Raw genomic sequence first — 18,986 nt, 5'->3', positions numbered from 1 at the left:
GCGTTATGCAAACCAACCTCAGCGAACAGTCCAAACTACTGCCCCGCGCCGAAGAAGCGGACAAGATCCTCCGCACCTGCGTGCATTGCGGCTTCTGCAACGCCACGTGCCCGACGTATCAACTGCTGGGCGACGAACTGGACGGGCCGCGCGGGCGCATCTACCTGATCAAGCAAGTGCTCGAAGGCGCCCCCGCCACGGCCAAAGCCCAGTTGCACCTGGATCGCTGCCTGACCTGCCGCAACTGCGAAACCACCTGCCCGTCCGGGGTGGATTATCACAACCTGCTGGACATCGGCCGCGCCGTGATCGATCAAGCGGTGCCGCGCCCGGCCAGTCAGCGGTTGTTGCGTCAGGGGTTGCGGGCGCTGGCGCCGAATCCGAATCTGTTCAAGACCTTGCTGCAGATCGGCGCCACATTCCGGCCATTGCTGCCACGGGGCATAGAGGCAAAATTGCCCCACGACCTCCCCGCCGCAGGCGAGCGCCCTGCCCCTCGGCATGCTCGCCGGGTACTGATGCTCGAAGGCTGCGTACAACCCGGTCTGTCGCCGAACACCAATGCCGCGACCGCGCGGGTGCTGGATCGGCTGGGGATCAGCGTGATCCCGGCGCCCGAAGCTGGGTGCTGCGGTGCGCTGGACTATCACCTCGACGCCCAAGCCATGGGCCTGGACCGCGCCCGACGCAACATCGACGCCTGGTGGCCGCACCTGGAAAACGGCGCCGAAGCCATCGTGCAAACCGCCAGTGGCTGCGGCGCATTCATCAAGGATTACGGGCATCTGCTGGAGCGCGATCCGGTCTATGCAGCCAAAGCCCAGCGGGTCAGCGAACTGGCGCTGGACCTGGTGCAAGTGCTGACCGATGAGCCTTTGGAACGGGTCTGCGCTGCTACTGACCAGCGGATCGCCTTCCACTGCCCCTGCACCTTGCAGCACGCCCAAAAACTCGGCGGTGCGGTAGAAGCCGTGCTGACCCGATTGGGTTTCAATCTCACAGCGGTGCCCGACAGTCATTTGTGTTGCGGCTCGGCCGGCACCTACTCGATCACCCAACCGGAACTGGCCCGGCAACTGCGTGACAATAAACTCAACGCTCTGGAAAGCGGCCACCCCGAGGTCATTGCCACCGCCAACATCGGCTGTCAGAGCCACCTCAACAGCGCCGGACGAACGCCGGTCAGGCACTGGATCGAATTGGTGGACCAAGTGCTGCGATAACCGAACACTCCTGCGATGCAAGAACAGTCCTTGGCAGAATGAAGTTCGTCAGAAACTTCGTTTGTCGGCGCCGCCGAAGGCTGCGATCTTTTCCGGCATCCGTTACGTCACTGCGCCAGGAAACTTTTCATGAGCCATCCGAACTTCGTCAGCCCTGACCTGATCCGCCAACGCTTCTCCAAAGCGATGTCCGACATGTACCGCGAAGAAGTGCCGCTGTACGGCGCGCTGATGGAACTGGTGGGACAGACCAACCGCCACGTGCTGGACAGCGACCCGCAGATCGCCCGACAGCTACACAGCACCGGCGAAATCCAGCGCCTGGACCTGGAACGCCACGGCGCGATCCGGGTCGGCACTGCCGCTGAACTGGCGACCCTCGCCCGCCTGTTCGCCGTGATGGGCATGCAGCCAGTGGGCTATTACGACCTGACCCCGGCCGGCGTGCCGGTGCATTCCACCGCGTTCCGCGCTGTGCATGAAGCAGCGTTGCAGATCAGCCCATTCCGGGTGTTCACCTCGCTGCTGCGCCTGGAACTGATCGAAGATGCCGAACTGCGGGCCTTTGCCCAGTCGGTGCTGGATAAGCGCTCGATCTTCACCCCGGCGGCACTGACCCTCATCGAGCGCGCTGAAACCCAGGGCGGCCTGAGCGAAGACGAGGCGCAGGATTTCGTCGCACAAGCCCTGGAAACCTTCCGCTGGCACCACAGCGCCACCGTCACCGCCGAGCAGTACCAGCAACTCAGCGCCCAGCATCGACTGATCGCCGACGTGGTGGCGTTCAAAGGCCCGCACATCAACCACCTGACGCCACGCACCCTGGACATCGACATTGTGCAGGCGCAAATGCCCGCCCATGGCATCACCCCCAAAGCGGTGATCGAAGGCCCGCCCCGCCGCCAATGCCCGATCCTGCTGCGCCAAACCAGTTTCAAGGCGCTGGACGAGCCTGTCACCTTCACCGATCAAACCCAGACCCGCGGCAGTCATAGCGCCCGTTTCGGTGAAATCGAGCAACGCGGCGCGGCGCTCACCCCCAGAGGCCGGGCGCTTTACGACCGCTTGCTCAACGCTGCCCGGGATGAACTCAAGGATTTCCCCAACGAAGCCAACGCCGCACGCTACAACGCACTAATGATGCAGCACTTCAGCGAATTCCCTGACACCGTCGAGGATATGCGCCGACAGGAACTGGCGTATTTTCGCTACTTCGTGACGGAAAAAGGCTTGGCGGCGAAGGGGCTGAACGGTTTGTCGCTGGAGGATTTGCTTCGCGACGGCTATGTGCGGGTTGAACCGCTGGTGTACGAAGACTTTTTGCCGGTCAGCGCGGCGGGGATTTTTCAGTCGAACCTAGGGGACGCGGCGCAAACCCACTATGGCGTGCATTCGAACCAGCAAGCGTTCGAAAAGGCTCTGGGAAGGTCGACGATTGACGAGCTGGGGCTGTATGCCGAGACGCAGCGGCGGTCGATTGAGGAGTGTTTTGCAGCACTGGGTTTGAACGTTTCCGAATAAGTATGATGGCCGCAAAAAAGATCGCAGGCTTCGCCAGCTCCTACGGGGGTCGAGTACACCCGTTGCACTGCGGTTGCACGCGGTCGAGGTAGGAGCTGCCGCAGGCTGCGATCTTTTGATCTTATTGCAGCTTCGCCAACAACGCGTTGGCGGTCGCTTCCGACGAGGCGGGGTTTTGACCGGTCAGCAACAGACCATCCACGATCACGTAACTCGCCCAGTCATCGGCCTTGGAGAAGAGGCCACCGTTGGCCTTGAGCATGTCTTCCACCAAAAACGGCACGACATCCGTCAACTGCACAGCGGCCTCTTCGGAGTTGGTGAAGCCTGTCACGCGCTTGCCTTTGACCAACGGCTGGCCATCCTCATCCTTGACGTGGCGCAACACCCCCGGCGCATGACAGACCGCCGCCACCGGTTTGCCCGCGTTGTAGAACGCCTCGATCAGCGCAATTGAAAAGGGATCTTCAGCCAGATCCCACAATGGGCCATGCCCGCCTGGATAGAAAACAGCGTCGTAGTCTTCGGCTCTCACGGTATTCAGCAACCCGGTAGACGCTAATGCGGACTGGGCAGCGGAATCCTTGCGGAAACGATCGGTGGCCGCTGTTTGCGCGTCTGGCTCATCACTTTTAGGGTCCAGGGGTGGCTGGCCGCCCTTGGGTGAAACCAGGGTCAGCTGCGCGCCAGCATCCTTGAAGGTGTAATACGGCGCGGCGAATTCTTCGAGCCAGAAGCCGGTTTTCTTACCGGTATTACCCAATTGATCGTGGGACGTTAAAACCATCAGGATTTTCATGTCGTTCTCCAGTCGATGCCAGGGTTGTTCAGTGATCTCGGCGCTGGATTTGACCTCCGGGCAGCGCTATTCGTTGCGCCCATTGTCGGGGGGGACGGCTCATGGCCTTGATGCGCAAGAAGTTGCGCAACTATTTCGGTGAAAAGTCCCCCGGCGATGCTGAACGCCAGGTTTATCAAGCCCTCCAGCCGAGTGCGCAAGAAGTTGCGCAGTGGTGCGCAACTTCTTGCGCACTTTTTCAGCTGATCCTTGCCAAAAACCTCTCAAGCGTTGGAAAAACAACCTCAACCACCTGATTTATATAGTATTAATCATTTCTGGCACGCTCCTTGATAACAGTCAGGCACCCACCGGGCGATACCGCCTCCCGGGCACCCTAACTTTTAGCAAGGAGCACATCCATGGCTACACCAGCGTACATGTCCGTTACCGGCGAGAAACAAGGCCTGATCACTGCCGGCGCATTCACCGCCGACTCCGTTGGCAACACCTACCAGGAAGGCCACGAAGACCAGGTCATGGTTCAGGCTTTCAGCCACGACGTGATCATCCCGCGTGACCCGCAGTCGGGCCAACCGACCGGTCAGCGTGTACACAAGCCAGTCGTGATCACCAAGGTCTACGACAAGTCCTCGCCACTGCTGCAAGCGGCGCTGACCTCCGGCGAGCGCATGAGCGAAATCGTTATCCAGTGGTACCGCACTTCGGCTCAAGGTACCCAAGAGCACTACTACACCACCAAACTGGAAGACGCGATCATCGTCGCCATCAACAACAAAATGCACAACTGCCAGGATCCGTCGAACTCGCACTTCACGCACCTGGAAGAAGTGCAATTCACCTACCGCAAAATCACCTGGACCCACGAAGTATCCGGTACTTCGGGTTCCGATGACTGGCGTGTTCCAGTCGCTTAATCGCGGCTGACGGTTCCAAACATCGGCCAGCTCTGCTGGTCGATGTCATTTGCGCCTACCAGGAATTTTCGCGTCCGCAAGCGCCCGTTTGGGTGCCGGCGTGCGCCGCAGCACTGCACGAGGAACAAGGGATGTTCGCGCCGGCCAATCAGACTCACTTTGCCCTGACTGTCGAAGGTCTGGAAAACGACCTCCAGGTCCTTGCCCTGCAAGGTCGGGAAGCCATCAGCCAGCCTTTTGTGTTTGAGGTGGAGCTGGTCAGTGAACAGCCGTCCCTGGACCTCGAAACGCTACTGCACAAACCGGCCTTTTTGCAGCTCTCGCCTGACGGCAGCGGCATTCATGGCCAGATCTACCGCGCCGCCCAAGGCGACTCAGGCAAACGCCTGACCCGCTACGCCGTGACCCTGCGTCCGCAGCTGTCTTACCTGGCGCACCGCATCAACCAACGTATCTTCCAGAACCTCAGCGTGCCGAAAATCGTCGGCATGGTCCTCGAAGAGCACGGCATCCAGAGCAATGCCTACCAATTCAAAGTCGGGGCGATTTATCCCGAGCGCATTTACTGCGTCCAGTACGATGAATCGGACCTGCAATTCATCCAGCGCCTGTGTGAGGAAGAAGGTATTCATTACCACTTCCAGCACAGCGCCACGGCCCACAAACTGGTGTTCGGCGATGACCAGACGGTGTTCCCGAAACTCGCGCCCGTGGCCTACCAGCAAGACTCCGGCATGGTCGCCAACGACCCGGTGATCAAGCGCTTCGACCTGCGCCTGGAAACCCGCACCAGCCGCACCACCCGCCGCGACTACGACTTCGAAAAGCCGCGCCTGACCCTGGAAAGCGAACACCGTGGCGACGCCCTGCCCGACCTCGAAGACTACGACTACCCCGGCCGCTTCATCGACCGCGAACGCGGTAAACACCTGGCCAAACGCGCCCTCGAGCGTCACCGCAGCGACTTCCAGCTCGTCGAAGGCAAAAGCGATCAGCCGTTGCTGGTCAGCGGCCACTTCCTGGCCCTGACCCAACACCCTAAGCCTAAGTGGAACGACCTGTGGCTGCTGACCGAAATCCTCCACGAAGGCAAACAGCCGCAAGTGCTGGAAGAGTCGGTCACCAGCAGTACGACTAACCTCAAGGACGATTTCCACCAGGGCTACCGCAACCGCTTCCAGGCCACCCCCTGGGACGTGCCGAACCGCCCACCGCTGAACCACCCCAAACCACGGATCCTCGGCAGCCAGAGCGCCGTGGTCACCGGGCCCAAAGGTGAAGAGATCCACTGCGACCAGTACGGCCGCGTCAAAGTGCAATTCCATTGGGACCGCGAAGGCCAGGCCGACGACAAAACCAGCTGCTGGCTGCGCGTCTCCTCCGCCTGGGCCGGCGCCCATTACGGCGGCATCGCCATCCCGCGGATCGGCATGGAGGTGCTGGTCAGCTTCCTTGAAGGCGACCCCGACCAACCGCTGATCAGCGGCTGCCTGTACCACAAGGAAAACGTCGTCCCGTACGCCCTGCCGGCGAACAAAACCCGCAGCACCTTCAAAACCCTGAGCTCTCCGGGCGGCGGCGGTTACAACGAACTGCGCATCGAAGACAAAAAGGGCCAGGAACAGATCTTCTTGCACGCCCAGCGTGACTGGGACGAAAACGTCGAACACGACCAGAAAATCCGCGTCGGCAACGAACGCCACGACACCGTCGAGCAAAACAGCTACAGCGAATTCAAGGCCGAAGAACACCACACCGTCTACGAAGACCGCAAAGTCGAAGCCCGCGCCAACGACCACCTGACCGTGGGCGTGAATCAGCATATCAAGGTCGGCACTGGCCAGTTCATCGAAGCCGGTCAGGAAATCCACCTGAGCAGCGGCATGAAAGTCGTGCTCGAAGCCGGCAGCGAACTGACCCTCAAGGGCGGCGGCAGCTTCATCAAGATCGACGCCAGCGGCGTGACGCTAAGCGGGCCGGTGATCAACATGAACTCCGGGGGTAGCCCCGGTAGCGGGACGGGGGCGGCGCCGTTGATGCCTGGGGCGTTGAAACAGGCGGATGCGGATAAGGCGGGCGCGGTGCTGAGCCCGGCGCAGATCAATACGCTGAAACGTAATGCGCCGTTCTGTGAAGAGTGCGAGAAATGCAAGGCAGGTGCTTGTGCGATTTGATCCGATGACTCCACAGGCTTGGCTGGCTGAACGGCCGTTGCAGACGGGCGAGCGTTTGTACTTGATCGTTAGCGCGGCCAGCGATGCCGAAGCGCTCAAGTCGCTTTATCAAAACGAACCAACAACCCAGGCGATCCCGATCTGGGGCGGTACACCCTACGCGGCCTGGCAGCCGGTGATGCCCTACCTCACCGAGTTGAAACCCAACTCAAGCTTCCTGCCATGGATTGCCGAAACGGATGCCCTCGATTGGGGGTGGCTAGCCGTTTCCCGCAGCGAACCGAACGTGGTGTTCGAACATCTGCGTAGCCTCACGCAGGTTCGGATGCCGGATGGGACCGAAGTGTTTTTCCGGTTCTGGGATGGGCGGCATATCTACCCGATTCTGAAAGGCCTCGGCGATGCCGCCGGGGAGGTGCTGCCGGTGTTTGATCGGTATTTGATTAATGGCAAGAGCCTGGAGGTGGGGCCGAGGGTGGTGCCACCGGCGAAGGATTGGCCTTGGTGGGAGGTGCCGAAGGCGTTGCTGGATGGCCTGACCAAGCAAAACCCATCGACCGTAGTCGGCAACATGATGCAGTGGTTGAAGGAGGATCACGCCGAGCTTTACTTCTCGTTCCCCGAATCCAACTTACGAACAAAAGTGGCGCGCTTCGTAAAACGCACGCCGCTCACGGAAGAAAATTTCACCGGGCTGTTGAAGGCCCATCTGGAAAATGAGGTGGCTGTATGAGCATTTTGATGGGTGAGATCGTAGGCAACCTCACGGCAAAACAACCTGATGCTCAGGCCATCATCAGTGACTTCAAAAAGTGCCTGAAGGATTACCGTGAGCATGCCGAGGCCTGGTACGGCGGTGTGCTGGACGCGGAACAGCAATTCAAGGTCGGTGATGAGGTCGGTACTCAGGACAAGGACAGCAAAAAGGAAAACACCCTTTATGCCAACTGCCCGGCCAACGGCAAGCTCACGCTTGTGCATAGCTTCGAGTCTGCGCGATTTGTTCCGATTGGCAATACGCCGGTCCGTCTGGTGCCTGTGGTGGATGGCCGGTTCACTGGCAAGAACGAAGCCGGACCGGAGATCAACAAGACAATCGACTCGACCGGGATTCTGGAAGTCACCGGCCTCACGCCCAATCAGCAATACAAAATCACGTTCTTCCCGAATCCTACTCGCGCGCAGATCGACAGCCTGTTCAATTCCTATCAGGGCGTGATCGGCGATTTGAGCGGCTGGTTGCAGACTGAATGGAGCACCAGTTTCCTACCGCTTTGGCAGGCACATACCGATGCCTCGATGGGTGGCCGTGCCCTGCAGGAACTGGAGGCCGCATGGGAAGGCTTTCTGAAAGCGATCATGGGTCTGTGGGGCGATATCAAAAGCCTCTACAACCTGGTTGCGCATCCTCGTGAGAACTACGAGAAGCTGAAAAACTTCTTCACCGAAGAGCAAATCAAGAAGATTTATGACGCCTCCGCTGAGGCCATTCACACCGCCTTGTTGATCGCCAGCGATGAACCACTGATGTGGATCTACGTTGCCGCCATCATGGCCTGGGTGAAGATGCTGCCGCCGCAGACATGCACAGAAGTGCTGGCTCAGCTGACCACAGAGTTCCTGCTGAACATTCTGGTCGGTGTGGTCCTGACCGGTGGTCTCGGCCTGGCCGTGCGCATTGGCACGAAGGTAGTTAAAGCCACGCAAAACAGCGCCAAAGTTGTGAAACTGATTGAAGATTTTACCGGCATGCTGATGAAAGTCAGCAAAACAAGCGCCACACCGCATACCGAGGCTGCTCGGCCTTTACTGCTTAATGGCAATTCGGCATTCAACCCGGCGCGTAAAGCCAACGTTGAGATCGCCCCGCCCAAACCCGCCGAAACAGCAATGGCGCCGAAGAAAAAGCCACCTGTCGCCGGTGGAAAAGTGGAAACGGATGCGCAGATCCAGGCGCGCGGCAAAACTGAAAGCGCCACACGCGTCGAGCAAAAAGAAGCGGTCGACAACGCGCCAAACCAATCGAAAAACCCGGCTGACCAACCCACCGAGTGTGCCAATAAAACCTGCCTCAAAGACGACCCGATTTCGATGGTGACCGGCGAGGAATTGCTGACCCTCTCCGATGGCGAGCTGGGTGGGTTGTTACCTCTGGAATGGACGCGCCTTTACCGAAGCAGTGCGGTCGAAATCGACAGCCGTCTTGGCCATGGTTGGAGCCATTCCTTGTCTCATCGTTTGCAACTGGACGATGAAGGTGTGCTGTGGACGGACAACGAAAACCGCCAGATCCGCTTCCCGATGCCAACCGAACAACGCCCGGCTATCACCAACAGCCTGGCGCAGGCGGCGATTTATTTGGGCGATGCACCCGGTGAGTTAACCCTTACCCAGGCGGGACCAAAAGCACGCTTCTATCACTTCCGTGCCGGGCGATTGATCAGCATCAGCGACGCCTACGACAATCGGGTGCATATCAGTTATGACTTTGTCGACCGTATTCAACGCATCGACAACGGTGCAGGCCGCGCCTTGCTGCTGCGTTACGACGACCGTCATATCGCCGCAGTGGATCATCAGCAACAACGCTCCGAGTACAACGACCGCGGTGAACGCCAGGATCCATGGCTAACCATTCAGACCTTGGTCTCCTACCGCTACAACACGCGTAATCAGCTCGTATCCTCGACCAATGCGGCAGGTGAAACCGAGCATTACCACTACAACGACCAGCACGTCATTCTGGAACGGCAACTGGCCGGTGGTGCCAGTTTTTTCTGGGAATGGGAGCGTGAAGGCAAGCTTTCCCGTTGCATCCGCCACTGGGCTAACTACTCGCAGCTGGAAGCGCGTTACGAGTGGGATGACAAAGGTTCAGTGACTGCTTACAACTCCGACGGCAGCGAGCATGTGTACGTGCATGACAAGAATGCGCGTTTGATCAGCGAGACCGCTCCCGATGGTGGGGAAACGCAGAAAGCCTATGACGATCAGGGTCGCCTGATCGCAGTAAAAGACCCGATGGGCGCCATCACCGAGTATCAGTACAGCGATGCCGGGCGCTTGATGGCCGTGATCCCGCCAGAAGACGAACCGACCCGTTACAACTACTTCAATGGTCAACTCATTGATGTCCAGCGAGGTAAAGCGCGCTGGAAGTACGAGCGCAACCGTCAAGGCGATATCACCCAGCAAACAGACCCTCACGGCGCCGAAACCCACTACAACTACGACCGTCAAGGCCGACTGCTGGAAATCCGCCATCCCGATGGCAGTCGTCATCAACTGGGTTGGAACAACATCGGTCAACTGTTGGAAGAACGCCTGCCCGACGGCGGCCAACGCAAGTACCGTTACGACGCGCTAGGTCGGCAGATCACACGTCAGGATGAAACCGGTGCCATCACTCATTACCAATGGGACGCCGTTGATCGCCTGACACAAATCACCCTGCCCGGCGGTGCCACCCGCGCCTTCACCTATAACCCATATGGTCGCGTCACCGCCGAACGGGATGAACTCGGGCGCATCACCCGCTACGAATACGCCGACAACCTGCACCTGGTGAGCCGCCGCATCAACCCCGACGGCAGCCAGCTGCGCTACCGCTACGACAACTCGCGCCTGCTGCTCACCGAGATCGAAAACGAACGTGGCGAGCACTACCACCTCGACTATTACCCGAACGGCCTGATCCAGCAGGAAACCGGTTTCGACGGTCGCCGTACCGCCTACGAGTACGATCTCAATGGCCAACTGCTGAAGAAAACCGAATTCGGCAACGACGGCAGCGAGCTGATCACCGAGTACCAGCGCGACGCTGCTGGCCGTCTGCTGGTGAAAACCCTGGCTGACGGTGAAGAAATTCACTACAGCTATGACTCCCTCGGGCGCCTTGTCAACGTCGACGACAGCCACTGGCCCCTCGCCTACGAATACGATCTGCAAGATCGCCTGATCACCGAACACCAGGGCTGGGGCACTCTGCGCTACGAGTACGACAACGTCGGCCAACTGAAACACTGCCGCCTGCCGGACGGCAGCAAGCTCGATTACCGCCACCAGCCTGGCGGCCAGCTGAGCAGCATCGACCTCAACGGCTCGCGCCTGACCAGCCACCAGTTCAACGCCGGCCGCGAACAACAGCGCCAACAAGGGCTGCTGCTCAGCCAATACCAGTACGACGAACAGGGTCGGTTGCAAGCACACAGCGTCAGCCAGCGCGAAAAGAATCTGTTCCAGCGCCGCTACACCTACGACGCCAATGGCAACCTCGCCGGCATCGACGACAGCCGCAAAGGCCACCGCAGCTATCACTATGATCCGCTTGACCGCCTGATCAATGTACGCGGCGCTACGCCTGAAAGCTTCGCCCACGACCCGGCGGGCAACCTCCTCGGCCAAAACAACGAGCCGACCGCGACCCTGGCCAACGTCAAGGGCAACCGCCTGCTGATGCAGGGCGACCGTCATTACGACTACGACGCCTACGGCAACCTGATCCGCGAACGCCGAGGCGCCGGGCAGAAACTCGTTACCGAGTACCGTTACGACTGCCAGCATCGCCTGATCGGCGTCAGCCTGCCGGGTGGCAGCGTCGCATCCTACAAGTACGACGCCTTCGGCCGACGCATCGAAAAGACCGTCGACGGCCACACCACCGAGTTCCTGTGGCAAGGCGAACGCCTCATCGCCGAAAGCGCGGATAACCGCTATCGCAGCTACATCTACGAACCCGGCAGCTTCCGCCCGCTGGCCATGCTCGACGGCGAAGGCCCGCTGAAGGCCGCGCCGTTCTACTATCAACTCGACCACCTCGGCACCCCGCAGGAACTCACCGATTACAGCGGCGAAATCATGTGGTCGGCCAAGTACCGCGCCTACGGCAACCTCGCCGCGTTGGACATCGCCGAAATCGACAACCCGTTGCGCTTTCAGGGCCAGTACTTCGATGCCGAGACAGGGTTACATTACAACCGGCATCGCTACTACAATCCGGGGACTGGACGGTTTCTGACGCCGGATCCGATCAAGCTTGCGGGTGGGTTGAACAGCTACCAGTACGTGCCTAACCCTACGGGGTGGGTGGATCCGTTGGGGTTGAATGCTAACTGTCCAGGAAGCAAGAATACTCCTGTTGAAAGCAAACAAAGCGAGCCTCCACCACCCGAGCTATCTCGCAGCGGCGCATTTAGACAGGCAAAATCAGAGGCTGGAATTCCGAGAGCCCAGCAGCCTGACCCTGTATACGACCCCACGACGGGAAAAACACAACAATACAAATATGTACGAATGACAGATAAAGCAGGCGAAAGTATTCTAAACAATGAAGGAAAGCCTATTCTTACGCGAGAATATCAATATACGCGCGCGGACGGTTCTAAAGTCATCATCCAAGACCACTCCGCAGGGCATCAATATCACGAGCTTGGGAATAAAGGCGATCAGAAAGCGCATTTCAATTTGAGACCAATTGAAAACACTAGGACAGGTAAAGTGCTCGGCGCGAAAGATCACTACTATTTTAAGGAATAAAGAGATGAACTCTTGGAACGAGCTTGATGGAAGCAAATTCTTTAACAAGATTTTCACATCTGCGATTGCCATTGGAGAAGTCGAACTATTCTCAATAAGTATCGACAACAGCAGACCAACCATAACTCTAGAGTTTGATATTCCTGAGTACCCAGACACACCACCAGAAAAATGGAAACAATCCGGATTCAACACATGCAGGACTGGACTAAACTGCAGCAACATCGAAAACTTGACAATAAAAAACATTCCTACCCAAAAAAAATTAGCGGTTAAAATTTCATGTCAAGACAACATCTATACAATTAACCTTTCAAACAACGAATCACTGATCGAATTCACAACAAAACACCCACTACTATGTGGCCCCTCTGCTTACATGAATACTTTATAGCAACACCCCAACATATGAATTACTTACATCTCAAACAACAAACAATGGCTGTCTATTTTTGGCGATAATTACACACCCCCCGAAAAAAACTCAACATTACTTATGCAATCTTCAGAGATAACGCCATAACACTAAAGCTGTACCGTCCATTGGAGGGCAATAGACAACCTGAAAATGTATAAAAAACGGATACAATGAATTTTGACAAGAAAAGGTGACGACAAGAAAAGTTGACAGATTTATTTTCTACTCACCTTTCTCCAAGCGCTCATGAAAATAAATCGAAAATAAATCCATCCCATTTTGGCCAAGTTTAAAAAACATAGTACAGAAGGCATAAAACCGTGGAAAAACGACCCGATAGTCTCATCTGGATGATTAACCATAATGAAAGTCGTCTGTAAAATAAACAATCTACACGACATCTTAAACCCATACACTTTAACTAGATTAAAGCACTATATCTCTATATCCGACGGCGAGATAGATCTTGACATCGCCAGAGAATACACGGTCTACGGAATTGAGTTCTGGGACAACTGCCCATGGTTCTATCTTTGTACTGAAGTGGACGATGAGTATCCAAAACCCTTTGCTGCTGAGTTTTTTGAGGTAATAGACGAACACATTTCACAATACTGGAGATTGAGCTCGACCCCCTCAGGGGAGAGAGGAAACTCAACTTCACTAGTATTCGAAGAATGGTCGAAAGACCCAAGTTTTTACGAACGTCTAATTGATGGCGACGAGCAAGCTATCGTTACATTTGCAAAATATAAAAAATTTATGGACTCAGAATAATTTAGCAAACAAAAAAAAGACATGGAAGTAGACAGATTTATGTTCTATGCACATGAAAACCTGATCATGTAAAAGCGAATGAGGGTCCACACATACCTACTTCAAGAAAAGAAAAACCATGAGAACATTTTATATTTGTGAACCAGGAATAAGACTATGGGAGCAACCAATTTACACTACTGCTCCCGGCATCATAACTTTTTCATTTCTTGGCCCGTCCATTTTTGAAGTATGGACCACTTGGAGAAAAGTCACTAATTCTTTGGCACCCGAATGGCCAATCGTGATGAAGTGGCGAACAGTTGGCTACTCACTGGAACAAAATAGAATTCAAGAGATACGTCTACGCAAAGAAATTGAAAAAACCTTAACCGACGAAGATTTAATAAAAAAAAATGCAACCTCAAAAATATATTCATATATTCAATCCAGCAATAGCCTAGACAACAAGTTCGAACCAAACGAGTTAACACAGCATCGAAATACAATTCTAATCTTCAAAAAGTCCACCCCTAACCTCAACCTTATATGGGAACAGCTTAGTAAAGCAGACAAAGGTATCACTTCGCAAAACATCTTTGACCTCTTAACAAATAGTCGAGAAACCCTCATAGGCCGCTTCATAGAAAGCGATACTCATTCAGCCGCACAACTTATCGCCCCAATAGAATATAGCGATAAAATAAAATCCTTAATTGAAATGTTAGACACCATAAAAACAACCGAAACTGAAGTGCCAGACATCATTCAAAGCTTTTAAAACAAAACCCAACATGAATGGCAAGTGATCCAAGAAAGCGGCGCAGTGACTTCATCTTATCCAACAGGAGTCACCCCATGAAAGGTTATGAAAAAAACGAGACTTATGAAAAGCTTCACTCATGGATTGGCGATTCGGAGGAGTCAAACTGGACTGAGTACGGTACAGAGCTTGTTGCAAAGTCAGTCCTTATAGACTTTAAAGATCAGCAATGGGAACGATTAGAGCAAGAAATACTTCAGAAGCCAGAGTATTGGCAACAGCGTTGCGCCGTTTCATTGGGAGAAGACAGAACAGAACAAGCGATTAAACTCCTAAAACTATTGCTTTCCAGTTCCTGCTACAAAGATGTAAAAATAATCGCAACATACGAACTCGACTGGGCAGAAGTACCTATAGAAAAAAAATACGCATCCTCCATCAGAAAACTTATAGAGGCAACACCCATTGATGAAGTTGAGCCAGAACTCAACAGATTGCTCGCCAAAGCTGAGGCGGCAGAAAATTAATCACGAAAAATTGACCCAACAAGGGACAGTTTTATTAACATTCCACCTCAAAAGTGTGGCCAACCATTACGTGTTTGAATAACCTAAAATGTGGACATCATCAATATCTAATAAAAAACAGTGGACTTCTATTTTTGGAGAAGACTACTCCCCTACCAGCATGCGCACTTCTTACGTCATACTGGACGGAAACTCTATATGCTTAAAACTATGCAGCCAAGTAGAGCAAGCAGTCGCCCCTAAGAAATGGCTGGAAAAAGATTATAACGAGTACGAATTCCAGCTTTACATGATAAATGTAGAAAATTTCAATGTCGAAAATTTCAATTTCAGCGGCCCCACCACTATAACCGTTACTCAAGATAGCTCAAACTACAAAATCACACTTGGGTTTGGAAATTCATGTACAGCCACATGCAATGCAAAAAACATTACCATAGCAAATATTAAGGCATACCATAACTATGGTGCAGTGTAGCAAAAGAACATCCAAATCAGCTCACACCAAGAGAACTGCCTAAAAAATTAACAAAACTCACCTCAACGCTTCAAAGCAAAAATGTAAAGAAAGGGATTTGAATCCAGCAGGTACTACATATGGAGTTAAAAAGCTTGTTTTCGACCCTCCACGTTGGTCAACCGATGGACATTAAACATACAATTTTCATAATTCTGACTATGTTTTCAGGGTCAGTATTTGCCCAAGACACTGGATTTGGACTCGTTAAAAACAATCCAGACGGAAAAACTTATCTATATACAACCCAGAATATTTCAGGCAACGAAGTCATTTCAGTCCAATTCCCTCAGGATGGAACCGTTGCTTGCTGTAAGTTAACAAAGACAACTGGGGGAAAACAGCAGCAGGGCGATGCAGTGGACCTGCTCAACGAATTCGACATGCACATCTATGGGCTTGACATTCAATACACAGCGCCTTTCATCGGCATAGCTGTAGTTGGTAAACATGCAACCGAAAGCGGCGTCTCAGCCGTTGAGGTCAAGGACCAAGCTACAACTATCAGCACCTGCTTGAGTCAAGAGGGCGTTCATCTCTTCTCGAGAAAAAATGGGAGTTTGAACGGTCACTTGTATTTGAGCCTAGGTTACGATGCAGAGCCAACGTCAAATTCTTGCGAAACGGAAAATACTGAGTCCGTTCCGACCGACGTCTCCAGCTATATCAAAAACAGAGACAACTGTGATTCTTTGCGCGGAGATATTCCTGAACGGGACCCCGCTGCCCCGAAAAATCTCGATCGTGTCATCAGCGATATAAATAAATATTGCAAGGGCACCGACCAGCAGCTGAAGCAGTTGAAAGAAAAATACTCCGGAAACGAAAGCGTTGAGAAGTTGCTCTCGACTTACGAAGAAAGTATTGAAGCGGATATGAGTTTTTAGATTCACTCATCAAGGATGGCTGTTGTGACATCTGAAGACATCAATCCACAGGCCGTCAGTGCCCGACTCTGCGATCCAAAACATCCCGCCCCCATCAGCCACGTTTTCCCCCTCATCCCCAACATCGACACCGAAACCCTGTTAAGCCACGCCTGCGAAACCCTCGCCTCGCTCAACGTGCTGGCCACTGACTTTGCCTGCGAACTCGAAGGCTCGCACCGCAGCCTGGCGCTATCGATTCAGCAATTGGCCGTACTGGGCGAGTTATTGGTGAACCGGGCGCTGGACAATCTCGATCCACCCGGTGAGGTGTCCGACGCTGAGGAGGTCCAACCATGACTCGATACATGCCGATTACCGGCATCGATTGCACGATCCCTTCGCTGCTGATCGACACTGAAGCGCCTGTCGATGTGTTGCATGACACGGCGGCGTATCGCATTCGCTGTGGAAGGGCTGTCTCTGGGCGACGCGCTGGGTGGTGATGCTGCGCTGTTGCAAGAGTTTGCGCGGGTGTTGGTCATCCCGTTGCGGGACGGCTGCGATTTGCTGGATGTGGTCGGGCGGCGGTTACGGGCGCAACTTTAAATCATCAATAAAAATGGGCGAGCCAGGTACAGGCGCCCATTTTTATATCTGCAACTTTCAAAAACCGCCTCCCGGACTTATGCATGTACCACTTCGCAAGAGTTTGTTAAAAACTGTCTTTAAATTTCTGATCATTTCAAAAATTCGACTCAACATCGTGAGAAAAAAAAACCAAAAAAACTGGCTCTTCGGTCAAATAACACCTCACCTGAAAACAGCAAAAAAACAAAACAATGGTTTTCAGCCCGCCTTCAAATTATGCTTGGCCCTACAGTATGGAGGCTGTGATTTATGTTCAAACTCAAACGGAAAACGTGGATTTTTCTCTTGATCTACATCGTAGGTGTCAGTGGCTATATCTACTACCTCTACGTCGAGACTCAAGGGATCCTCACTGACAATATTAATAACAAGCTGCTGCATGCCGCGTTGGGCGCTTCGGCCATCCTTGGCGATCGCTACCATGACAATCTGATCGACAAACAGTCCAAATCCGAAACGGAGGACTGGAATGCCATTCAACGGCTCTCCAGCTTCAACGATTCCATGGGGACTGCTTTTGTCTACAGTGTGGTCAAACGCTCGGGCGAGGCTTATCTGGTCAGCTCCAGCGCATCGAAAAAAGAGATCCAGGAGAAGAATTTCGTACGCTTTTTCGATCCCTACCCGGATGCCAGTCAGGCTTTGCTCGACAGCTTTGAACGCACCGAACCCACCTGGATTGACTACTCGGATCACTGGGGAGATTTTCGCGCCGTCTTCGTCCCGATGAAATCGCAGGACGGTACGATCTATATTGCGGGGGCGGAGATGACGTTGGCGGATTACTACCAGCAACTTAATCAAGACTCCCTGCACCATATCATCCTGGCCATTTTGGTATTTCTCGTCTTCAGCCTTATACGCATGCGCGCTCATCTCCAGCAATTGCAAATTAACGAAGAGATATTGAATCAGGCAAAAAATGCCGCCGAGGACGCTGATCGTTCAAAGACCAGATTTTTGGCCACCATGAGTCATGAAATTCGCACGCCCATGTACGGTGTTATCGGCGCGACGGAGTTGCTGGCAAGGTCCGCCCTGAACCGCGAGCAAAGCAGTCTGCTACAAACGATTAATACAAGCGGACGAAGCCTGCTGTCTCTTATCGACAACATTCTCGACCTTGCAAAAATCGAAGCGGGAAAACTTGAATTGAAGCCTCGTGTCTTCGAAGTCAGAGCTCTGGTTTCATCCAGTATTGAAATGATCCGGCAAAACATTCAGGACAAGCCAATTGTACTTGAGGCCCAGGTCTCACCAAACGTACCTCCCTTGGTCAAAACCGATACCAATTGCCTGCGCCAGATATTGATCAACTTGCTGGGCAATGCGGTTAAATTCACCGAAGCCGGAAAAGTATCGCTCATGGTCACGACTAGCGGTTACGGCACTCGAGCCCGACTCGAATTCTCCATACGCGATACCGGCATAGGTATCCCCATGGAACGGCAAGACAGCCTGTTCAAGCCCTTTGCTCAGTTTAAAGGACCGGCCAGTCAACGCTTTACCGGGAGTGGGCTCGGTCTTTCCATCTGCAAAAATCTGGTCGAGGCGCAGCAGGGGACTTTATCCTTTACCAGCCAGCCTGGCGTCGGATCGACGTTCTCCTTCTCACTCCCCATGGAGCTTTTTTCAGTTTCGGAACTACCCATCCGGGATGATCATGCATCGGTTGGTTTCGACTCATCTTTTGCCGAGGATTACCCGCTCGATATTCTGCTGGTGGAAAACCATCCCGTGAGTCAGAAAGTTGCCATGGCGATGTTGCAAGAGTTGGGTTATGCGCCCGACCTTGCGTCAGATGGCTTGGAGGCGATCAATCAGTGCATGACTTCGACTCCAGATATCATTTTTATGGATATCAACATGCCTGTCATGGATGGGCTGGAGGCCATCCGTAAAATCCGCGAACTACCACTGGGCAATATTTGCTACATCGTTGCTTTCACTGCGAGTGTTTTTTCGAGCGAGATAGAACGTTTCAGGGCCGCCGGTGCCAATGATATTTTGACCAAACCGGCAAATTTTCAGGCCTTGTGCCGAGTGCTTCAGCGTGCAGCCAATTACCGGCAACAGCTCCAGGCCAGCACTCCGACAATGGATACAATTTCGGGTTGACATGGACTCAGGCTACAAACGCCATTACACCCCCCCGGTAGGGTGTCCGGCGCCGCCGCTTTAACCCAGCCAATAAAAATGGGCGACTTCAAGGTCGCCCATTTTTTATGTCCGAAACTATTAAACATTGCGTTCCAGAGGAGGTGTTCGCCCAGTGTAATGGCCTGGCAATCCATGCACCGGTAAAGAGCCCTGACACCG

General features: G+C 54.1%; 16 protein-coding genes and 1 pseudogene. 16 read left to right on the top strand and 1 reads right to left on the bottom strand.

Annotation, left to right across the window (positions count from 1 at the left end; translation table 11 throughout):
* Positions 1-5 precede the first annotated feature (5 nt).
* On the top strand, positions 6-1,223 hold the full coding sequence (glcF, locus tag IB250_RS06440; protein ID WP_192343452.1) for a glycolate oxidase subunit GlcF: 1,218 nt from the start codon (positions 6-8) through the stop codon (positions 1,221-1,223).
* A 129-nt stretch (positions 1,224-1,352) separates the two neighbouring features.
* Positions 1,353-2,744 carry a VOC family protein gene (locus IB250_RS06435; protein ID WP_192343451.1) on the top strand — a complete coding sequence of 464 codons (1,392 nt, stop codon included), beginning with the start codon at positions 1,353-1,355 and terminating at the stop codon, positions 2,742-2,744.
* A 121-nt stretch (positions 2,745-2,865) separates the two neighbouring features.
* Here IB250_RS06435 and IB250_RS06430 read toward each other — a convergent pair whose 3' ends face one another.
* Positions 2,866-3,543, bottom strand: a complete 678-nt coding sequence (locus tag IB250_RS06430) for a type 1 glutamine amidotransferase domain-containing protein (RefSeq protein WP_192343450.1) — start codon at positions 3,541-3,543, stop codon at positions 2,866-2,868.
* 101 nt (positions 3,544-3,644) lie between these two features.
* Between IB250_RS06430 and IB250_RS06425 the strand changes: the two genes are divergently transcribed.
* The 14 genes and pseudogenes from IB250_RS06425 to IB250_RS06360 all read left to right on the top strand — a co-directional run bounded on the left by IB250_RS06425 (position 3,645) and on the right by IB250_RS06360 (position 18,785).
* Positions 3,645-3,839, top strand: coding sequence for a hypothetical protein (locus IB250_RS06425; protein WP_192343449.1), 195 nt, complete (start codon positions 3,645-3,647; stop codon positions 3,837-3,839).
* Positions 3,840-3,944: 105 nt separating this feature from the next.
* A complete protein-coding gene (locus tag IB250_RS06420; protein WP_007900657.1) occupies positions 3,945-4,460 on the top strand; it encodes an Hcp family type VI secretion system effector in 516 nt (171 codons plus the stop codon).
* A 131-nt stretch (positions 4,461-4,591) separates the two neighbouring features.
* The gene (tssI, locus tag IB250_RS06415) at positions 4,592-6,634 is read left to right on the top strand and encodes a type VI secretion system tip protein TssI/VgrG (RefSeq protein WP_192343448.1); all 2,043 of its coding nucleotides are present in this window, start codon (positions 4,592-4,594) and stop codon (positions 6,632-6,634) included.
* Between the two features lie 4 nt (positions 6,635-6,638).
* Complete coding sequence (locus tag IB250_RS06410; protein ID WP_192343797.1) at positions 6,639-7,367, top strand: DUF4123 domain-containing protein; 729 nt, start codon at positions 6,639-6,641, stop codon at positions 7,365-7,367.
* On the top strand, positions 7,364-12,169 hold the full coding sequence (locus tag IB250_RS06405; protein ID WP_192343447.1) for an RHS repeat-associated core domain-containing protein: 4,806 nt from the start codon (positions 7,364-7,366) through the stop codon (positions 12,167-12,169). Before IB250_RS06410 ends, IB250_RS06405 begins: the two co-directional genes overlap by 4 nt.
* Positions 12,170-12,173: 4 nt before the next feature.
* The gene (locus IB250_RS06400) at positions 12,174-12,563 is read left to right on the top strand and encodes an Imm50 family immunity protein (RefSeq protein WP_192343446.1); all 390 of its coding nucleotides are present in this window, start codon (positions 12,174-12,176) and stop codon (positions 12,561-12,563) included.
* A gap of 387 nt (positions 12,564-12,950) precedes the next feature.
* Complete coding sequence (locus IB250_RS06395; protein ID WP_192343445.1) at positions 12,951-13,364, top strand: hypothetical protein; 414 nt, start codon at positions 12,951-12,953, stop codon at positions 13,362-13,364.
* Between the two features lie 118 nt (positions 13,365-13,482).
* Positions 13,483-14,124, top strand: a complete 642-nt coding sequence (locus IB250_RS06390; protein ID WP_192343444.1) for a hypothetical protein — start codon at positions 13,483-13,485, stop codon at positions 14,122-14,124.
* Between the two features lie 77 nt (positions 14,125-14,201).
* Positions 14,202-14,633: a HEAT repeat domain-containing protein gene (locus IB250_RS06385; RefSeq protein ID WP_192343443.1), complete on the top strand. Its 432-nt coding sequence runs from the start codon at positions 14,202-14,204 to the stop codon at positions 14,631-14,633.
* Between the two features lie 88 nt (positions 14,634-14,721).
* The gene (locus IB250_RS29015) at positions 14,722-15,111 is read left to right on the top strand and encodes an Imm50 family immunity protein (RefSeq protein ID WP_192343442.1); all 390 of its coding nucleotides are present in this window, start codon (positions 14,722-14,724) and stop codon (positions 15,109-15,111) included.
* 119 nt (positions 15,112-15,230) lie between these two features.
* Positions 15,231-16,037 (top strand): hypothetical protein, encoded by an 807-nt coding sequence (locus IB250_RS28630; RefSeq protein ID WP_225603323.1) that lies wholly within the window; start codon positions 15,231-15,233, stop codon positions 16,035-16,037.
* Positions 16,038-16,061: 24 nt separating this feature from the next.
* Positions 16,062-16,376 (top strand): DUF6124 family protein, encoded by a 315-nt coding sequence (locus IB250_RS06370; protein WP_412548334.1) that lies wholly within the window; start codon positions 16,062-16,064, stop codon positions 16,374-16,376.
* A pseudogene (locus tag IB250_RS06365) lies at positions 16,373-16,625 on the top strand (hypothetical protein). The gene IB250_RS06370 and the pseudogene IB250_RS06365 overlap by 4 nt, the downstream one beginning before the upstream one ends.
* A gap of 291 nt (positions 16,626-16,916) precedes the next feature.
* Positions 16,917-18,785 carry an ATP-binding protein gene (locus IB250_RS06360; RefSeq protein WP_192343440.1) on the top strand — a complete coding sequence of 623 codons (1,869 nt, stop codon included), beginning with the start codon at positions 16,917-16,919 and terminating at the stop codon, positions 18,783-18,785.
* Positions 18,786-18,986 lie beyond the last annotated feature (201 nt).

It is taken from the genome of Pseudomonas sp. PDM09 (assembly GCF_014852305.1).
Classification (GTDB): domain Bacteria; phylum Pseudomonadota; class Gammaproteobacteria; order Pseudomonadales; family Pseudomonadaceae; genus Aquipseudomonas.
This window is presented reverse-complemented; position numbering and strand designations above follow the sequence as displayed.